The organism is Thioalkalivibrio sulfidiphilus (genome assembly GCF_000377945.1).
Classification (GTDB): Bacteria; Pseudomonadota; Gammaproteobacteria; order Ectothiorhodospirales; family Ectothiorhodospiraceae; genus Thioalkalivibrio_A; species Thioalkalivibrio_A sulfidiphilus_A.
In genome coordinates, this window is sequence record NZ_KB898923.1 from 1 (window position 1) to 16,679 (window position 16,679).

Below are 16,679 nucleotides of genomic sequence, written 5' to 3' on the forward strand. Positions count from 1 at the left end.
GAGGAAAACACCCCGTTGGCGTAGGCATACGTCAGCACCTTCACCATCATCGCCGGATCAAACGGCTGTCGGCGCCTGCCATCGCCTTCATAGCGGGCATGAAACGCCGTGAGATCCAAGGCGTCCACCGCATCGGAGACGAAGTAGGCCAAATGCTGCTCCGGAAGCCACTCCTTGAGCGACGCGGGCAACAGTAACTGCTGATCGGGATTGTAGGGGCGGTAGGTCGTCGGCATAGCCAATTCTAACGCTGCAGGTTTCTACCGCCCAGGCTCCTAGCCCTTGTTCAAGCAGCATTTCTTATACTTCCTGCCGCTGCCGCAAGGGCACGGGTCATTGCGCCCGAGCTTCGGCGTCTCTCGCACATAAGTCTCCACGGGTGCCCACAGACCATCGTCGGACTGCGACGCAAATCCGTTGGCTCGTTCATCTTCTTTCAACCACATCAATTTCCGCTGCCGGATGGCGATGGGATCATAGAAGGACAGGAAGTGGCCGGGATCGCGGGCGGGTCGGCGAGGCTCGTTGAACGCATCCTCCACATCGGCGACCCCAAAGGCGTAATCAAGTCCTCGCTCGCCCGCGTCGTTGATGCGTACCTGCTCAAGGAGCGCCGAGCGGTGCCGTTCCCTCGGATGGTCCAACAGCGTACAGACTATCAGCTCACGCAGATCCGGATCCTGTGCCGGATCACCCATGATCGCTGCGGCGCGGTCCAGCACCTCCTCGAGACCTTCTTCACCGGCGCGGAAGGTCGATACCAGCCAATCTAGCGCGATACTCCGTCCGTACGCAGAGACAGTGCCGTCTTCCATGATGGCGCACAGAACGGGCCTGATGTGAGCCTCCTTGCCCGAGCTCAGTTGCGCATAATGGGGATGGAACCAGTCCCAGATCTCATCCTCCCCGTGCTTGCGCAACTGGGCCAGACCCGCCGCGAGCGCAGCTCCGGCAGCCTCACCCGATTGTGCCCCGAGGATGTTCATGGCATGAACCAAGGACCACCACACACCATCGTCAGCGCTGTCCGGGGACCAGTTGGACTCGTCCGCGAGCAGCGCATGAAGCCGGGGGATCATGGCCTCGCCGCGCCGAATGCACTCATCGATCAGGACTCGGGGCACTTCATCATGGAGATCCTGCAAGCGCTCCAGCAGGATCTGGTCATCTGCGGCGGCCAGCTCCTCATCGCGGAACTGCTCGTAGAAGGGGTCATCCTCGCTCAACAACAGTTCCAAGACCTCATCGTCGGCGAAATGGTAGATGGCTATCTTGCGCACGCTGGGCGCCACAAGCACGGACCATTCGTCCAGGCTCGATGCATCATCTGCCTGCCCCGGCTCGGCGAACATCTCACGCAGATCGGGATTGATCATGGCATGGATGGGGAGTAATGCCTTGCCGGCATCTAAGTAATCATCATTGCGTGCACACCAAAACGACTCGGCAACCTCGATGCCCTGAACGAAGCCCGCACACCACAAAGCGATATCGGCGCTGCCTGTCCCCCGGGGAAACCTGAAGTTGCCGGCCCGAAGTGCGGCGGCGATTGCCTCCAAGGCCTCATACAGGGCCTCATGGGTCTGCTCTGAGAGCGCATCGAGGGAACCGACTGCGAAGCCGCGCACGAACCAGTCCTCAACAGGGGCGTCTTCCGGTGTGAGCAGCCGAGCGGTCAGATAGCCGTGCAAGGCCTCCAGACCGCCGAGACGTTCGGCAGCCTGTGTGAGCGGTGGAACCTGATGGTCAGCAAACAAAGGCATCATATGCGGATCAAGAGATTTGGGAGAAACCGGGTCAGAGAGGAATTGTCGTTAATATTAGACCAACCCTGTCGGGTTGGCCTTAGGCTGTATGGTGGTGGGGTGGCAGCCCGCGCCAAACGACTGTTGAAAGTACGCGATACCGGCGTTCCGGCAAGTTGATAAGTCCTGCTGGCTGCGGCGAAAAGCGGGGGTTGACAGGCGAATCTGCGGACATTCAAGCAGGTTTTTTGCCCAGACTGGTCTCCGGAAATGGCCCTCAACCTCGTCTGCTCTGGGGGGCCAGTTCAATTCCCGAAACCGGAATCGAACCCGCGTCCGTTAGATCGCCACCTTCCACTCCCGCAGCAGGCCGACCGTCTGCGTGAGGCCTTGCTTGAGCAGGGTGTCTAGGTTCTCATCGGCCGTCTTCGGCGGGTTCTTCAGCGACCGGCGATGGTTGGCGGCTGCCTCGCATACCCGCGCCGGGTGCAGGTCGAGCAGATCGAAGATGATGTCGTCAGGGTGCTGGGCCGCCAGGTTGTAGCGTTGGAGCTGCTCCGCCGGGAAGTCCTTCAGGTTGAACGTCACGATCAAGCTGGCGCCGCTGTGGATGGCGGCTGCGACCACATGGCGGTCGTCAGGGTCCGGCAGTTCGACGGAAGGGATCAAGTGCTCGAACCCGGTGACCAGGCAATCTCGCACGTGGGAGTTCATCAGGGAACGGGTGCGCTCCAGGTCTTCGGGCTTCAGGTCCGGCCGTTGCGCGAGGATGTTGCGCATCCACTCATCGTGGATCATGTCCGACCAACGTGCCCGGAACAGATCGGTCAGGGCCAGGCGCATTAGAAAGTCGCGCAGCGGTGCCGGGTAGAGCACGCACGCGTCGTAGATGACGGTGAAGTGCGAGCTCATTCATTCGTACCCCATCTTGAGCCCCTGCGCCTGCTCGGCCAGGGCGTCGAGGGCCTTGTTGCGGTCGGCGTCGATCCGCTCCTTGTAGGCGATGACGTCCTGGTAGCGGACCCGGCGGTGCGTGCCGACCTTGTGGAACGGAATCTCGCCGCGCTCCAGCAACTGTACCAGGAACGGGCGTGAGACGTTGAGCACGTCCGCCGCCTCCTGCGTCGTCAGTTCGGCATGGATCGGAATGATGCTGACCGCGTTGCCCTCGCCGATCTCGGTCAGGACATCCACCAGCAACCGCAGCGCCGACACCGGGACGCAAACCGGGTGGGCTGCGCCCTTGTCGTCGAAGATCTCGATCTGCTGCGTCTCGGCGTGGGTCTGCAGATAGGCGGACAGGGCCCGGCCACTCTCCCGGGCGAGCGCGATCTCCTCTGCCGAGGGCAGTGGGCGGGCAGATGAAAGAGTGGTCATGGCAGCCTCCTGGGTTCATGGAATATCGTCATGGGAGGAAGTATAAACGAAACAAACGAAACGCCGAAATATCCGAAATAATGCTCGGGCGGTGTCGGGCGACCGCCAGCCGCCAATCGGACACCCATTCACACCCATTCCGGGGTAAAGCAGCCCGCGATGCGGGGCATCGCGCCTTCTATCGCCGCATGTTATGCGGCGAATAACTTGCGCATGCAGAGAATGGAGCCCATAATCTCCGCATGAAAAGCGGCGATTACAAGTACATCTGGCAGTCCAGTGACTGGCCGAACTGGCGCTTCGACCTGGCAGCACTGGCTGGACCCATGGCCGAAGTCAGTCGTGCCCAGGGGCTGTTGATGGGCCGTCTGGCCGACGTCGGCATGGCCTTGCGTGACCAGGCTAGCCTGGCGGCGTTGACCGAGGATGTGGTCAAGACCAGCGAAATCGAGGGTGAGCAGCTCAACGTCGAATCGGTGCGCTCGTCCATCGCGCGCAGGCTGGGCGTGGACATCGGCGCGCTTGCGCCGGTTGATCGGCACGTCGACGGCGTGGTCGAGATGATGCTGGATGCCACGGCCAACTGCCAGGCACCGGTCACGCGGGGGCGTCTGTTCGGCTGGCATGCCGCCCTGTTTCCCACCGGCTACTCCGGCATTTCCAGGATCAAGGTCGGCGGTTGGCGGGACGATGCCAGCGGGCCGATGCAGGTGGTTTCCGGACCCATCGGCCGCCAGCGGGTGCATTTCGAAGCGCCGCCTGCCGATCGTCTCGAGGCCGAAACCAGCCGCTTCCTCGACTGGCTCAATGGCGCATCAAACGAGCCGCCACTCGTCAAAGCCGGTCTCGGCCATCTATGGTTCGTCACGCTGCATCCGTTCGACGACGGCAACGGTCGTATCGCGCGCGCCATCGGCGATCTGCTCCTGGCACGTGCCGATGGCAGCCCGCAGCGGTTCTACAGTCTGTCGGCACAGATCCAGCGCGAACGCAAAGCCTATTACGACATCCTGGAGCGGACCCAGAAGCAGTCCATGGACGTCACCGAGTGGCTCGCCTGGTTCCTCGACACGCTCCATCGCGCCGTCGACCAGGCGCAGCACACCCTCGACGCGGTGCTGACCAAGGCGCGATTTTGGCAGCGCTGGGCAACCACACCACTGAACGAGCGACAGGTGAAGTTGCTGAACAAGCTGCTCGACGGCTTCGAAGGTAAGCTCACCAGCAGCAAGTGGGCGGCCATTGCCAAGTGCTCGCCTGACACAGCCCTGCGTGACATCAACGATCTGCTTGCACGGGGCGTCCTGCGGAAATCGGATGCAGGTGGGCGCAGTACCAGCTACGAGCTGAACGATCTCCCGTAGTAACCGCGCGTCTTCTGAATTGACTTGGCTGGCGGACCGAACAGCGCCTTCATGGACTCCTACCAACTCATTCGGAAGGAGACCAAGATGGAAGTCGCTCACCTCAACCAGAAGCAACTGGCCGCCTGCTGGAACATCAGCGAGGCCACCCTGGAGCGCTGGCGCAGCGCGGGGATCGGGCCCAAGTTACAGACGATCTGCGGCCGGGTGCTGTACCGCCAAGTCGATATCGAGGCCTACGAGGCGTCGTGCCTGGCGGCATCAACCAAGACCGCCGCGGCTCAGGGCGATGCCGGCTGAGAATGTTCCTTTACGTCTGCAGATATCGATAAGTGTCGACGGTTTGCAACGCGAAGGCATCTCGACCACGGCGACAAGCCGGCGTACCGAAAGTCAGCAGTCCGCAAGCGCGGACCGATCAAGCAGGTGATTCAAAATCAATGCCTTGGCATCGGGCCGTGCGGGCTGGTGAGGGTTCCTGCGGGCTCGTGCGGAAAGATTCGAACTCCTGCGGGGTCTCGGCGGAATACTGAAACGAACCCGCGTCCGCAATCCGGGCCAGGGATGTGGTTAGAGGGTGGTTAGGGACACCCATAAACCGGGATGGGCGGTGATGTTGGACATCCACAACCCAGCCCGGTTAGGCAGGCAGCGTAGATCATGGATGTCCTAAACCGTATCCTCACTTGGGGTACTCTGGCGACGCCCTGTCGGGTTTGGTGGCTACTCCAATCAATGCTTGGATGGTTGCGCCGAGCATTCGGAACTCCGGGTGGTTATGCTGCCTTACCGATGACGAAACGCCATTTCAGGCTGCCTGCGCGGGCGGCGGGATCGAACAGGCGCTGGATTTTGTCCTTGTCGTCGCGGCCGAGGCGGCCCCAGGTCGACCAATCGTCCGGTCTGGCGGTGATGTCGAAGCCCGCGGGGACGCTGATGCCAATGACATCAGCGATGAGGTAGCGCTCGTGAAAGTCATCCCAGAAGAAGATCTCCGCTGTCAGACCATGGGCATCGAGTGCGTTACCGAGGATGGCGAAGGCGGCCTTCCAGTCGGTTTCCGTGGGAAAGGTTCGGGCAGGGCCGTCGCCTTTGCAGAAGCTACGGTGAATTTCGATGCGTGGTTTGATCGCTCGGCCGGCAAGCGGCACCAGCAGCTGGCCGAACTCGCGGTAATTGTGGCTGCTCGGGTCCAGATTGGGATCGACGAACATCAACGAATTGGCTTGTTGCAGGATCCGTCCGAGCACTGCGAGGTAGTTTGCCGTCTTGCGGTCCACAGTGACGGATGGGCTGCGAGCCTGCCACCAGGGCGTGCCCGTCAACTTCTCGATGCAAGCGACCTCGGCGGCGGTGCAGTGCTGTTTGGTGCCGTGAGCGGCGATGATGCCGGTGAGCGGGGCGATGCCGTGCCCGGCCAGACCCTCCTGGCACCATTCCAGGGCCGTCGCAGGCGCACTGGCGTTCTGCTGGGGGAAGCGGCGCAGCCGGTTGCTGGCCCGCAGCTTCTTGAGGATCTCCTTGCAGAGCCGGTGCAGGCTGCCGGCATTCTGAAAACAGAACTCACTCCAGCCGCCGTCGCGCAGATCGCGCACCACCGCTTCCTGCAGCAGCGGTTCCTTCAGATGCGGCAGGCACATCTCGATGAAGGCGGGATCGGAATAGGCCGCCGGATCGAAGATGTCCGGGATCAGCGCGTACTCGTCAAGCATCGCCGAACTGCTCCCTCAAGCCTTCCTCGAAGAAGCCACCGGGCCAGGATTTGACCAGCTCGCCCAATTCGTTCAGCGGCATTTCGCGCACGATGCTGCGGGCGCCGTCGGGTTCGACATAGAGCACGGACACATCCTCGGGTGTCACAGGTGGCAGGCCCGTTTCCTTTTTGAGGTAGGTCTCGCGCATCCGGCGCATGATGCGCAGAATGAGATGCTCGCTGTGGGTTTCGAGGATGAAGGTGTTGCCGCGCTCGCCCAGTGCCGCCTCGATGAATACGTCGCCCAGCTCGGCCTGCAACGCAGGATGCAAGTGGATCTCGGGCTGCTCCATCGCCAGAAGCTTTTCCTGCGAACCGTAGGCCATGACCAGCACGGGCAATACTTGTGAAATACCAATACCTACATCACGGTGAGTGACAACCGTGTTGGTTCTCTGATCAAAAAGAACAAGCTCTCGGATCCGGTCTATATCGGAGGAATCCACGACCTTCACAAGTTTTTCAGCAGAATCCTCAACATCACGGAAAAATGGCCTCGCATCATCACGGATTGGAAAGTACTCCATGATCAAGCCATGTTTATCGACTGAACCGATAAACATGGCTTCATCATCATCTTCAATGGAGTCGAGCCCGCTCGCCAATGGCTCCTTAAGTTGATCAGAAGCCACCAAGGAGCGAACTACCAACTTGTATGGAGTTTTTAATTTTCCTGACCCTAACCAACCATTCACCGCTTCACGAACGGCATCATCACGCCGCACCACGTCCCAGGCGTAGCCGCCGCCGGCGTACCAGTTGGCATCCTCGTGCTCGGCGAAGGCGAGATGGCGGGGCGGGAAGGATCGCAAGGGACCGAGGTATTGCAGACGTTTGAGCTCGTTGGCCAGCATTTCGGCCAGCCCCTTGATCAGATCGTTCAGGGTGCGCGGCAGATAGAAGCGAACGGCTTGGGCGATGTCGTCCTTGCGGTTACCCTTGCTGACCGGGAACAGCATGCTCACCGGCGACAGTTCCCCGCCGTCGGCCTTCGGCAGCTCCACGGCGGCGGGGAAGAAGGGATCGACGCGCACCTGCAGCTCGGGCAAGAGGTCGGCGATGGCCGCGTTCGCCCCCTCGAAGTCCTCGGGCCGCATCTCCTCGGAGGTGGTGGCCGACTCGACGATGGCCTTGAGCACCTGGCGAAAAACCGCGTGATCGCTGGCGAGACGATCCAGGCGCAGCGTGCCGCCCTGGCCGTCCGTCCGGCGGCGGCTCATGCGCATAAGCTCCGCGCCGTCGCCGCCGATCTCGATGGATTCCACCCGCGGCTCGGCGCCCGGCACGGGGCGGTCGTATTGATCGAGCGCGATGCCGAGGGCGATGGAGATCGTCACGCTGCGCACCGGCGCCAGCAGTTGCGCCAGCCGCCCTTCGATCGCCGCCACGTCGAGCTCCGCGCCCCACTCCACGCGCCGGTGGGCTTGCCCCCGGTGGACATACTGGCGGAAACCGCCCAGGTCGATGGCGCTGCCGCCGACAGCGGTGTGGTGCACGTCCAGCCGCCGGCCGCTGCCATTCAGGCTGGGCTTGTCGCGGCCAAACTGCGCCTCGTGCGCCAGCGCCAGGCTGTGGATGAAGCTGGACTTTCCCGCGCTGTTGGGGCCGAAGATCAGGGTGATCGGCTTCAAGGGAATGCGCTGGGTATCGGCGAAGGCCTTGAAATTGCCGATGCGAAAGGCGCGGATCGGGCGGCCGGCGCTCATCGCACGGCCTCCAGTTCCTTGGGTAGCGGCAGATTGAGCAGGCGGGCCTGCTGCTCCATCTCCGCCAGCAGTTCCTTCATGTGGGCCTCGCGCCATTTGGCGGTGAGTTGGCCGGAGAAGGCGCGCTGAAGAAGCAGATGAAACTGTGCCCCCAATTTCTCAGCAGCGCGCTCAGCCTGAATCTGGCACGCAATTAGCTGACGCATAACGTTCGAGAATTTGTGCAGGTCCGTTGCTGTCGGCACAGGGAGTCTGAATTGGCGCAGAAACTCTGTCGGCACACGCTGCTGACCCGCCGATCCGGTAAATGCGCTCATTGCATGATTTCTAAAAGATTGCAGCCGTACCAACGCGAAAAGGTATTCGGGCGTGACGTCTGGCCCTGCTCGCAGCACATGAAATTCAGTTGACCCGAAGCCAATTCCACCGACCAATCCGGAGGCAATAGCGGCCTTACCATTTTGCATGCACGGGGTGATCTTTGCGAAAAGTACGTCCCCGTCTTTAAAAGGCGTAAACCCTTTCTTCACCTCACCGTATGGCCGAGACTGCGTGCCCGTGATTCGGCCGAGGACTTCATCCACATCGGCCATGGCTACAAAGGACACCAGAACGGAATCGTCCAACCGCACTCTAGTCCTCGGATTAATCTCGCATACGGCCGGGTCACCCATCAATTTGACCGGCAACCCTTTTGGATTCGTTGCCGGGTCGCCGAACATCTTGAGGAACAGCGCGGGCAGGATGCGGGCGGCCTTGGCGTCGGCCTCGCGGCGCAGACGACGCAGGCGGTCGGCTTCGTCGAGCAGTTCGACGATGCGGGATTGCTCTTTGGGCGACGGAATCGGTGCCTCATGTTCCCAAAACCAATCCATGACCACGCGTGGCATCTTGGCCCCAGCAACGTGATGCGAGGCCTGGTTTACGAATCTAGGGGAGCGCAGGTAATAAGCAAGAAAACGTGGATTGAGCGTTTTGGGGTCTGGTCGCAACGGAATCAACTCAGTTGTTGCAATCCCTACTTCGTCAGGGATCACCACTTTGTTCAAATAGGGTCGCAGCTTCGAATAGAGCACATTGCCAGTATCGAAATTAAATGTGGATGTCCCGGCATTTGAGGCGGCGGCATAGCGTTTTCCAACAATTTCACCGGTTTCGCTTTCGATCTGATCCAGTGAGAGCAGCCACACCTGGTCATCTGGCGCGAAGAGGATTTGCGCTGGAACGGGCGGAGCTACTTTACGCAGAGGTGCAGTTAGCCAACTCATTCCGCCAACTCCTGCATCAGCTTTTCCAGCCCCGCCACCACCTTGCGATAATCGCCCAGTGCGTCGGCAATCAGCTCACGCGGGTCTTCGTCACTGGTCTTTTCCGCCACGCGCGGTTTCCATTGACCGGCCCCCAGGTTGTAGTCGGCATCAGCCAGCTTCTCGCGGCTGACCCACCAACAAGTCGGTTCATCGCTGCCGTGCGGCAGCAGCGTGTTAGCTTCCAGCCCCGGCGGGTTGGCGAAGCCGCTGGCCTTGTAGGCTTTCCACTGCGTGAGCAGGTCGGGGATGTCATTCTTCTCCGGTGTCTCGACGCGGCCGCCGCCGGAAATCTTGTCCGGGTCGTAGCCGTCGTTCCTCACCTCGTAGAACCAAACCTTGTCCAGCCGCTTGGCGGTATCGGAGGCCGGTTTGCGGAACACGAGCACGGCGGTTTTGACGCCGGCGTAGGGCTTGAACACCCCGGCCGGCAGGCTGACCACGGCAAGCAGGTCGAAATCGTGCACCAATTTCTTGCGCAGATCGACGTGTGCGCCGGTGGAGCCGAACAGCAGGCCCTCCGGCACCACCACCGCGCAGCGACCGCCGGGGGCGAGGTGCTGCATCATCAAGGAGAGGAACAGCAGTTCGCTCTTCTTGCTGTGGGTGGGTAAATCGGCGCGGATCGAATCCTTGGGCAACTGGCCGGCAAACGGCGGATTGGCCAGGATGACCTTGTAGCGGCGGCGCAGGTCGTCTTCGGAGAGCCCGCCCATGTCGGAGAGCGCGTTGGCGCGCTTGAGCCTGGCGTGGCGGATGCCGTGCAGCACCAGGTTCATCATGCTGATGCGCACCATCTGGCGCGACACATCGGTGCCGTAGATGGAGGCCTCCAGCAGGTTCCAGTCCGGGATCTTCTCGCCGGCGCCCTTGCGGTAGGTCTGCAGGCGGGGGATCTCGGCCTTGAGCTCGGCCAGGGTCTTGCCCCTTTTCTCCAGCCAGTCCTCGCCATAGATGGGGTATTCGGTGACATGGTCCGAGTACTTGGCGAGCAGCCAGTCCACCGCGTCAATGAGGAAGCCCGCTGTGCCGCAGGCGGGGTCGTAGATGGCATCGCCGATGTCCGGATCGACCATCTCGACCATGAAGGCGCGCAGTTGCCGCGGGGTGCGGAACTGGCCGTTGAGCGAGCTGGAGCCCAGATGGGTCAGCAGGTATTCGAAGATATCGCCTTTCACGTCCGGGCCGAGCTTGCGGAACTCGAAGCCGTCGAGCTCGTCGATGACCTGCTTGAGCACGTTCGGGTCGACGATCTCCAGTACCGCGTCGCGGAAGTACTCGGCCACCTCCGGCTCGTCCTTGGCCAGCGAGGCCATATAGGGGAAGACCTCGTCGCGGATGAAGTCGCGCAACTCGGTCCCGCTCTTGAAGCGCCAATGGCTCCAGCGGTAGCGCTCGGACTGCGCGGGAAACAGCGGCTTGGCGTTGCCGCCGTTCGCACCCAGACGGGCGCGCAGCTCGCGGTCGGACTCTTCTTCGTCGAGCAGCTTCAGGAAAATGAGGTAGGAGATCTGCTCGATGTAGGTGACCGGATTGGTCACGCCACCGGCCCAGAGGACGTCGGTGATGTGATCGAGCTTGCGGCGCAGTTGCTGGTTCATGCGGTGTTCCCGTCGATGTCGGCCGGCTCGTCCGGCAGGGCGTCGGAGATCAGTTTTTGCAGCAGGTCGAGCTTGTGCCGGACTTCCTCGTCGATGTGGGCCGGGTCGGCATATTGCACGAGCAGATGGAGCTGCCCTTTGCGCAACAGCATTGGCCCACCGGCGACTTCCGCCAGACGGCGGAAATATTCTTCGGCGAAGTGCGACAGCTTAAGGCGCTGCGTCTGCGCCTGCCACAACAGGCGGGCGGCATCCGGCGGCAGAGACTTCCAGGTCTGGAAATCGCCATCCTTGTTGGCGAATACCTGCTCACGAATCAGTGTGTCCAGCACCTCGTCGGCCTGTGCTCGGAACAAGGGATCCAAGTGATCTTGCGCATAGGCGCGCAGGACATCGGGAGTGATGAAGTAGTTCTCGGCCTCGTAGCGCGACCAGTACGTGACCGTCAGGGCATTGTCCTGAAGGTCCTGGCGGTTGCGGCCGTCGTTGTCAAGGATGCCCAGCCCCTTGAGGCCTGGGATCAGATTACGCAGGGCGTTGAAATGATCCCGGGGCGTGATGCCGAAGCCGCCCTCGACACGCTCCAGCTCGCTGTCGGCGGTTGCCAGCGGGAAGTTATCCTGCACATAGAACACATTGAGCCGCTCATCCCATTGTCTGGCGACAGGATGATTCAACCGTTCGGCCAAGGCGCGCAATATCTCGACATCGGTACTGCCCTCGACATAGAACACATACCCCCGTTCCCGGGCGCGTATGTAGTGTGCGGCACCGAAATGTTTGAGGCTGTTTTTGATGTCGGCCTTGCGCGCCACATCGTCAGCCCGTCCTTCGAGAAGCAGGACGAGATGGTTGTCCAGGGCTTCGTCGAGGATCACTTCGGAATGGGTGGCCATGAGGATCTGGGAGCCGCATTCCTGGGCGATATCGCGCAGCAGGACATAAATCTGCCGCTGTCGCAGGATCTCCAGATGCGCATCGGGTTCGTCGATCATCAGGATGCTGCCCTTGTGCGCGTAGAGGTAGGCAAACACCAGGAGCATCTGCTGCAAACCACGGCCTGCCTGGGAGAGATCGAAAGGCTCCTTCGCCCCTTGCTGACGGTAGTGCAGTTCCACTGCGCCGCGTGCGTTTTCCAGCGGCTCGCCCAGGTCGATATGGAACAGGCGTTTCATCAATTTCTTGATCTGATTCCAGTCGTCCGGATGGTCGCGATGCACCATGAGACAGAGATTGCGCAGCACCTCGGCGGTGCGTCCCTGGCCGAGAAGGACATCGATACGGCCGGGCTTGAGCACGGGCTCTTCGCTTTCCAGGCCGGACATGGGGTAGAGCAGCTCGACCTTGAGGCCGGCGGCATGGGCCATCAGCGCCATGTCTGCCTTGGCGGCATCGTCGGGATCGCAATAGATCAGTTCGTCGCCCTGGTTGCGAAACCGCATGGTGATCGGCTTGCATAGGCCGTTGTGACACACGCCCACGGTGATGGTCAGCGGGATATCCTTGTTTCCGGTTCGCACCTTGGCCTGGTGCCACAACAGACGGGTGCGCGGTATGGGAACCGCTGTGATGGCCAGCCGGTTGATGGGGGCCGAGGTGCGATCCTTGGCGCTGCTCTCCTTGCGCAGGTCATACCAGGTTTTGACAGCCAGGGACCAGAGCGCGAGCGCCTGAATCGCGCTCGTCTTGCCGCAGTTGTTGGGGCCGATGAGAACGGCAGGATGATCCAGAGCGATGCGCTGCCGCGTGGCGAATCGCTTGAAGTGTTCGATTTCGATGTAGTCGATGTGCATGATCCGGCCTCCCGTTATCCGACCAGCACCGACTGATTGATTTCATCCATCACGGCGCGCAGACCTTGCTCGCCAAACAGTTCAATACCGATGTTGGCCGCGTTGAGAATGGACAGCGGCGGGGCGAACAGGTCGTCGAGCGACACCTTGCCTTTCACCAGGCCACGGTTCTTGAGCAGCGCCAAATATTGCGCCTGCTCGGGGGTGAGGTTCTTGGCCACGAGCCAGGCGCGGAAGTTCTCTTCCACGCGCTCCTCGCGGCTCTTGATCTTGAGTAGCCCCAACGCGGCGCGGATGAAGTCCACCAGGTTGCCACCAGGGTTGCGGTAGGCGCGGCGCAGGTTCTCTTCGTTGAAGTAGCGTTCCGGTTGGTTCAGGCGCTGGGCGAGTGTCGCTTCTTCCTGCTCGCTCAGGGGTTCACCGGCCCTCACTTTGGCGATGATGGGATCGGATTCCACTCCCGCTCGGACGGTGCGCTCCCAGTCGGTGACATAGTCGCGCTTGTCCACTCGCTCGCCATCGGGACCAACCTCGATGTAATGCACGGCATCCAGCCATTCGTCTTCGAGGCCTAGCTCAACAAGCTCGCGTGGGGTCTTGCCGCCGGGCGCCTTGGGTTTGGGTGCGTAGCCGCCTCCGGCACCGCCAGCGAAGATGTCGGTGTCCGAGTCGTTGAAGTGCTCGTGGTTGCGGAAGAAGTCGTAGATGACGAACTTCTCCTTGCCGATGTGGGGCGCCGTGCGCGTGCCGCGGCCTCGCATCTGTTGATAGAGGATGGGACTGCGCACGCGGCGGCACATCACCAGGTGCAGCACCTCGCGGCAGTCGAAGCCGGTGTCGAGCATTCCGACGCTCACGGCAACCATCGGCAGCACCTCCTGCTTGAAACGGCGGATCAGGTCGTCGGCGTTGGCCACGTCTGAGGTGATGACTTCGGCGTAGCGGCCTTTGTGCTCGGGGTGAAGCTCGTTGAGATATTCCGCGAGACGGGCGGCGTGGTGCTTGGTGATGGCGAAGACCACGGCCTTCCCTGGCCCCGTCTTCTGGCCGGGCGCCAGTTCCTTGTAGTTCTGCCAGGCGAGACGGTCGAACTCCTCCATCATCAGGCGATTGCTCGCCTCATTGGTCCACTTACGCTCGAACTCGGCGGGGTCGTAGTGCTCCTCGTCGATGTCCGCGCCTTCGGCCACCAGGGTGGTGATTCCGGTGGCGAACTTGTAGGGCACCAGGTAGCCGGCCTTGAAGGCCTCCTGAATCGGGTAGGAGTAGTCGGGTGTGTCGTCCTTGCAGTGGTAGAACTGAAAAGTGTTGCGCTCGATGTACATGGCCGGGGTCGCGGTCAGCCCGACATGCAACGCATCGAAATGGGTGAGCGCGGTCTGCCAGGCCCCATAAATGGAACGGTGGCATTCGTCGGCGACAACCACGTCGAAGTAGCCGCTGGTGAATTCCTGGTAACGCCCGATCATCGTCTGCAGAAGGCAGACGGTGATCTGTTTCTCCTGGCGCACCATGCCGGGCTTGAGCCAGTAACTGGAGTAGCCGGGCAGCAAGTCCTGAATAGCCTCGATGGCCTGTTTGGCCAACTGGTCGCGATCCACCAGGAACAGCACCCGCTCGGCTTGACCTGCCTGAATGAGGCGCTTGATGTAGAGGACGATCAAGTCGGTCTTGCCACAGCCCGTGGGCAGTTCGATGAGGAAGCGGCGCTTGCCCAATTCCACGGTCCGGTCGAGGGCCTGCATCGCCTCCGTCTGGTAGGGGCGCAGCGTGCGGGTTTCTCCCTGGCGCAGGTAGGTGTCGGGGATGGGGATGGTTGCCAGCGGCTTGCGCTCGGCCCGCATGTGCACCAAGCGCTCCAGGTCGCGCCGGGAAAAGAAGGAATTGACGATGCGGGCGTCGTCGTTCTGGTAATCCCAGAAGTAGATCAGTTCCCCGTTGGTCAGAAAGATGAAAGGGGCGCCGATTTGCTTGGCGTAGGGCAGGGCCTGCTGCTTGGCCACGTAGGGGTGGATCGCCTGTTTCTTGGCCTCGATCACCGCGAGCGGACGGCCCCGCTGATCGAGCAGCACATAGTCGGCGCGCCCGGTGGGAACGGCATCGCCGTCCGCGGTCGACAAGACGGTGGCCTCTGAGCCAGGCTCGGCGACACCCTGGGGAGCGCCCGATACCTTCACCTCGGTGAGGACCTGCGACTTGTCCGCCGGATTCCAGCCGGCCGTGCGCAGCTGATCGTCGATCAGGATGCGCGCGTCGGTTTCTTTGGTCTGGGTGGCCAAGTCACTGCTCCTTGCAATGTTCGTGCTGCAAAATTTCTTGTGAAGCTATCGGTTTAGGCATTTTTTGTGCCAATCACGCGAGCCCGTACTTTTGGAGCCAGTTCGTCAGGGTCTGGTAGCTGCCCAGACCCAAGAGTCTTGCGGCTTTCGACTTGTTCCCGTGGGTTTGTGCCAAGGCGCGTTCAAGGTAGTGGCGCGCGACATCGGCCAAGATATCGGGTAGGGAAATGCCCGTCTCCAGGGGGCGTCCCAGGATCGTTTCAGTCTTGGGTGCGACGGTCACGGCGAGAGCCTCAGCCACATCTTGTGCGGTGATCTCGCCTCCGGGAGCCCAGATGGTCGCCCGAGTCAGCGTGTTGTGCAGTTCGCGCACGTTGCCCGGCCAGGAATGCTGCAGCAGAAGGTTTCTTGCGCCGGCAGATAGTTTCTTGTGCTGAAAGCCTGGTTGGGTTGCCGCCTCGGCGTTGATGGCGGCCAACAGCGCGTCGATCAGGAGAGACAAGTCCCCTTCGCGCTCCCGCAAGGGCGGCAACAACAGCACGCCCACCGCCAGCCTGTGGAAAAGGTCTTCGCGGAAACGTCCTTGCCGGATCTCGTCAGGCAGGGCGCGATTGGTTGCAGCGATCACCCGCACATCAACCGGGCGGGATTTGGTCGTGCCAACACGGGTGATCTCGCGCTCCTGGAGCACCCGCAGCAGTCGCACCTGCGACGCAAGGGGTAACTCTCCGACCTCGTCCAGAAACAGGCTGCCGCCATGGGCGGCTTCGAAGTAGCCGGCTCGTGATGCCGCTGCGCCCGTGAAGGCACCCTTCTCATGGCCGAACAGCTCGGCATCAACAAGTTCTTGGGGGATCGCACCGCAGTTGACGGCAACGAAAGGGGCATCTCTACGCGCGCTTGCCTGATGAATGGCTCGTGCAAACAACTCCTTGCCGGTTCCAGACTCCCCTTGAATAAGGACGGGTACGTCGCGCAGGGCAAGGCGGTGTGCCAACGCTACGCATCTTTTCATCGGTGCACATCGGTGGACGATGGACGAGAATTCGGGCGCCTCCGGGGGCAGTCCCTGCGCCAGTCGGGCCAGCGCTTCGTCAGCCTGCCTGCTCGCCCGAGGAATGAACTCGGCAGACAGTTCGAATGGAATGTGAACGTCCTTGACGCCGTGCTCGCGTGAGGACTCGATCAACCGCGCAGGGTAGCGGGTCTTGGCGAGCAAGACCCAAATCGCAGCCATTGCGGGAGTGCCTGGACTGAGGTGAAAGGTGAGCTCTTCGTCTGGCGCTTGAGCGCTAACCTTGCCCACGACGCGGACCGCCTCGCGATAGATATCCTCGAAGCTGGTGGGGTTCGTCAGCGTGACATGATGGGGCGCTATCTGGCCCGTGAAATGTTCCTGAAGCCAGGTGATGAACCGCGCGGTCCTTTCCTTGTCGTGGTCGGAAAGAAGATGTACAGATGAAAACGACCTTGCCTGGAGCGCGTTCAGGATGGGCCCCGGTTGATCCGATGCAGAGCCTTCGGACGCGCGGAGATCAGTATTGCCCAGCCATGTCAGCAAGGTGGTCATTGATCGCAAGTTCTTCTATGGTATCACAAGAAAAATTGTACCCGCCGTTCGCGTAGATCGAAAGTACCAGCCTGATGGTCAACGGGTCTGGGTTTCGCGCTGACATGGCCAGTAGTCCCCCGTAAGCAGGGGGCAAACCGCAAACTCTGCAAACCTCGGTTTGCACCCTGACGGTGGCGAAGCG

The 16,679-nt window shown here is 61.5% G+C and carries 12 protein-coding genes and 1 pseudogene; 2 read left to right on the forward strand and 11 right to left on the reverse strand.

The annotated features are described in order from the left end of the window. From D580_RS15045 to D580_RS0101495, 4 genes and pseudogenes are all read right to left on the reverse strand, one after another. Positions 1-236: pseudogene (locus D580_RS15045) on the reverse strand (IS5/IS1182 family transposase); the annotation flags it as partial. 39 nt (positions 237-275) lie between these two features. Beyond that, positions 276-1,766: a UPF0149 family protein gene (locus tag D580_RS16650; RefSeq protein WP_018952669.1), complete on the reverse strand. Its 1,491-nt coding sequence runs from the start codon at positions 1,764-1,766 to the stop codon at positions 276-278. 318 nt (positions 1,767-2,084) lie between these two features. Further along, positions 2,085-2,657, reverse strand: coding sequence for a PIN domain-containing protein (locus tag D580_RS0101490; RefSeq protein ID WP_018952670.1), 573 nt, complete (start codon positions 2,655-2,657; stop codon positions 2,085-2,087). After that, positions 2,658-3,122: a helix-turn-helix domain-containing protein gene (locus tag D580_RS0101495; protein ID WP_018952671.1), complete on the reverse strand. Its 465-nt coding sequence runs from the start codon at positions 3,120-3,122 to the stop codon at positions 2,658-2,660. A 242-nt stretch (positions 3,123-3,364) separates the two neighbouring features. Here D580_RS0101495 and D580_RS0101500 point away from each other — a divergent pair, with 242 nt between their 5' ends. Together D580_RS0101500 and D580_RS0101505 are read left to right on the forward strand one after the other, a co-directional pair. Beyond that, the gene (locus tag D580_RS0101500) at positions 3,365-4,486 is read left to right on the forward strand and encodes a Fic family protein (RefSeq protein WP_018952672.1); all 1,122 of its coding nucleotides are present in this window, start codon (positions 3,365-3,367) and stop codon (positions 4,484-4,486) included. 87 nt (positions 4,487-4,573) lie between these two features. After that, positions 4,574-4,786, forward strand: coding sequence for a helix-turn-helix transcriptional regulator (locus D580_RS0101505; protein ID WP_026289598.1), 213 nt, complete (start codon positions 4,574-4,576; stop codon positions 4,784-4,786). Between the two features lie 476 nt (positions 4,787-5,262). Here D580_RS0101505 and D580_RS0101510 read toward each other — a convergent pair whose 3' ends face one another. From D580_RS0101510 to D580_RS0101540, 7 genes are all read right to left on the reverse strand, one after another. Further along, a complete protein-coding gene (locus D580_RS0101510) occupies positions 5,263-6,198 on the reverse strand; it encodes a hypothetical protein (protein WP_018952674.1) in 936 nt (311 codons plus the stop codon). Next, the gene (locus tag D580_RS0101515) at positions 6,191-7,945 is read right to left on the reverse strand and encodes an AAA family ATPase (protein WP_018952675.1); all 1,755 of its coding nucleotides are present in this window, start codon (positions 7,943-7,945) and stop codon (positions 6,191-6,193) included. The genes D580_RS0101510 and D580_RS0101515 overlap by 8 nt, the downstream gene beginning before the upstream one ends. Continuing rightward, positions 7,942-9,213, reverse strand: coding sequence for a restriction endonuclease subunit S (locus D580_RS15805; protein ID WP_081617217.1), 1,272 nt, complete (start codon positions 9,211-9,213; stop codon positions 7,942-7,944). Before D580_RS15805 ends, D580_RS0101515 begins: the two co-directional genes overlap by 4 nt. Beyond that, positions 9,210-10,853 (reverse strand): type I restriction-modification system subunit M, encoded by a 1,644-nt coding sequence (locus D580_RS0101525; protein ID WP_018952677.1) that lies wholly within the window; start codon positions 10,851-10,853, stop codon positions 9,210-9,212. The genes D580_RS15805 and D580_RS0101525 overlap by 4 nt, the downstream gene beginning before the upstream one ends. Continuing rightward, positions 10,850-12,646, reverse strand: a complete 1,797-nt coding sequence (locus D580_RS0101530) for an ATP-dependent nuclease (RefSeq protein WP_018952678.1) — start codon at positions 12,644-12,646, stop codon at positions 10,850-10,852. The genes D580_RS0101525 and D580_RS0101530 overlap by 4 nt, the downstream gene beginning before the upstream one ends. 14 nt (positions 12,647-12,660) lie before the next feature. After that, a complete protein-coding gene (locus tag D580_RS0101535) occupies positions 12,661-14,925 on the reverse strand; it encodes a type I restriction endonuclease subunit R (protein ID WP_018952679.1) in 2,265 nt (754 codons plus the stop codon). A 73-nt stretch (positions 14,926-14,998) separates the two neighbouring features. Further along, positions 14,999-16,495 carry a sigma-54 interaction domain-containing protein gene (locus D580_RS0101540; RefSeq protein WP_018952680.1) on the reverse strand — a complete coding sequence of 499 codons (1,497 nt, stop codon included), beginning with the start codon at positions 16,493-16,495 and terminating at the stop codon, positions 14,999-15,001. Positions 16,496-16,679 lie beyond the last annotated feature (184 nt).

Coding starts and splice junctions, on each gene's coding strand:
- D580_RS16650 (WP_018952669.1), bottom strand. CDS start 1,766: ATGATGCCTTTGTTTGCTGACCATCAGGTTCCACCGCTCACACAGGCT.
- D580_RS0101490 (WP_018952670.1), bottom strand. CDS start 2,657: ATGAGCTCGCACTTCACCGTCATCTACGACGCGTGCGTGCTCTACCCG.
- D580_RS0101495 (WP_018952671.1), bottom strand. CDS start 3,122: ATGACCACTCTTTCATCTGCCCGCCCACTGCCCTCGGCAGAGGAGATC.
- D580_RS0101500 (WP_018952672.1), top strand. CDS start 3,365: ATGAAAAGCGGCGATTACAAGTACATCTGGCAGTCCAGTGACTGGCCG.
- D580_RS0101505 (WP_026289598.1), top strand. CDS start 4,574: ATGGAAGTCGCTCACCTCAACCAGAAGCAACTGGCCGCCTGCTGGAAC.
- D580_RS0101510 (WP_018952674.1), bottom strand. CDS start 6,198: ATGCTTGACGAGTACGCGCTGATCCCGGACATCTTCGATCCGGCGGCC.
- D580_RS0101515 (WP_018952675.1), bottom strand. CDS start 7,945: ATGAGCGCCGGCCGCCCGATCCGCGCCTTTCGCATCGGCAATTTCAAG.
- D580_RS15805 (WP_081617217.1), bottom strand. CDS start 9,213: ATGAGTTGGCTAACTGCACCTCTGCGTAAAGTAGCTCCGCCCGTTCCA.
- D580_RS0101525 (WP_018952677.1), bottom strand. CDS start 10,853: ATGAACCAGCAACTGCGCCGCAAGCTCGATCACATCACCGACGTCCTC.
- D580_RS0101530 (WP_018952678.1), bottom strand. CDS start 12,646: ATGCACATCGACTACATCGAAATCGAACACTTCAAGCGATTCGCCACG.
- D580_RS0101540 (WP_018952680.1), bottom strand. CDS start 16,495: ATGACCACCTTGCTGACATGGCTGGGCAATACTGATCTCCGCGCGTCC.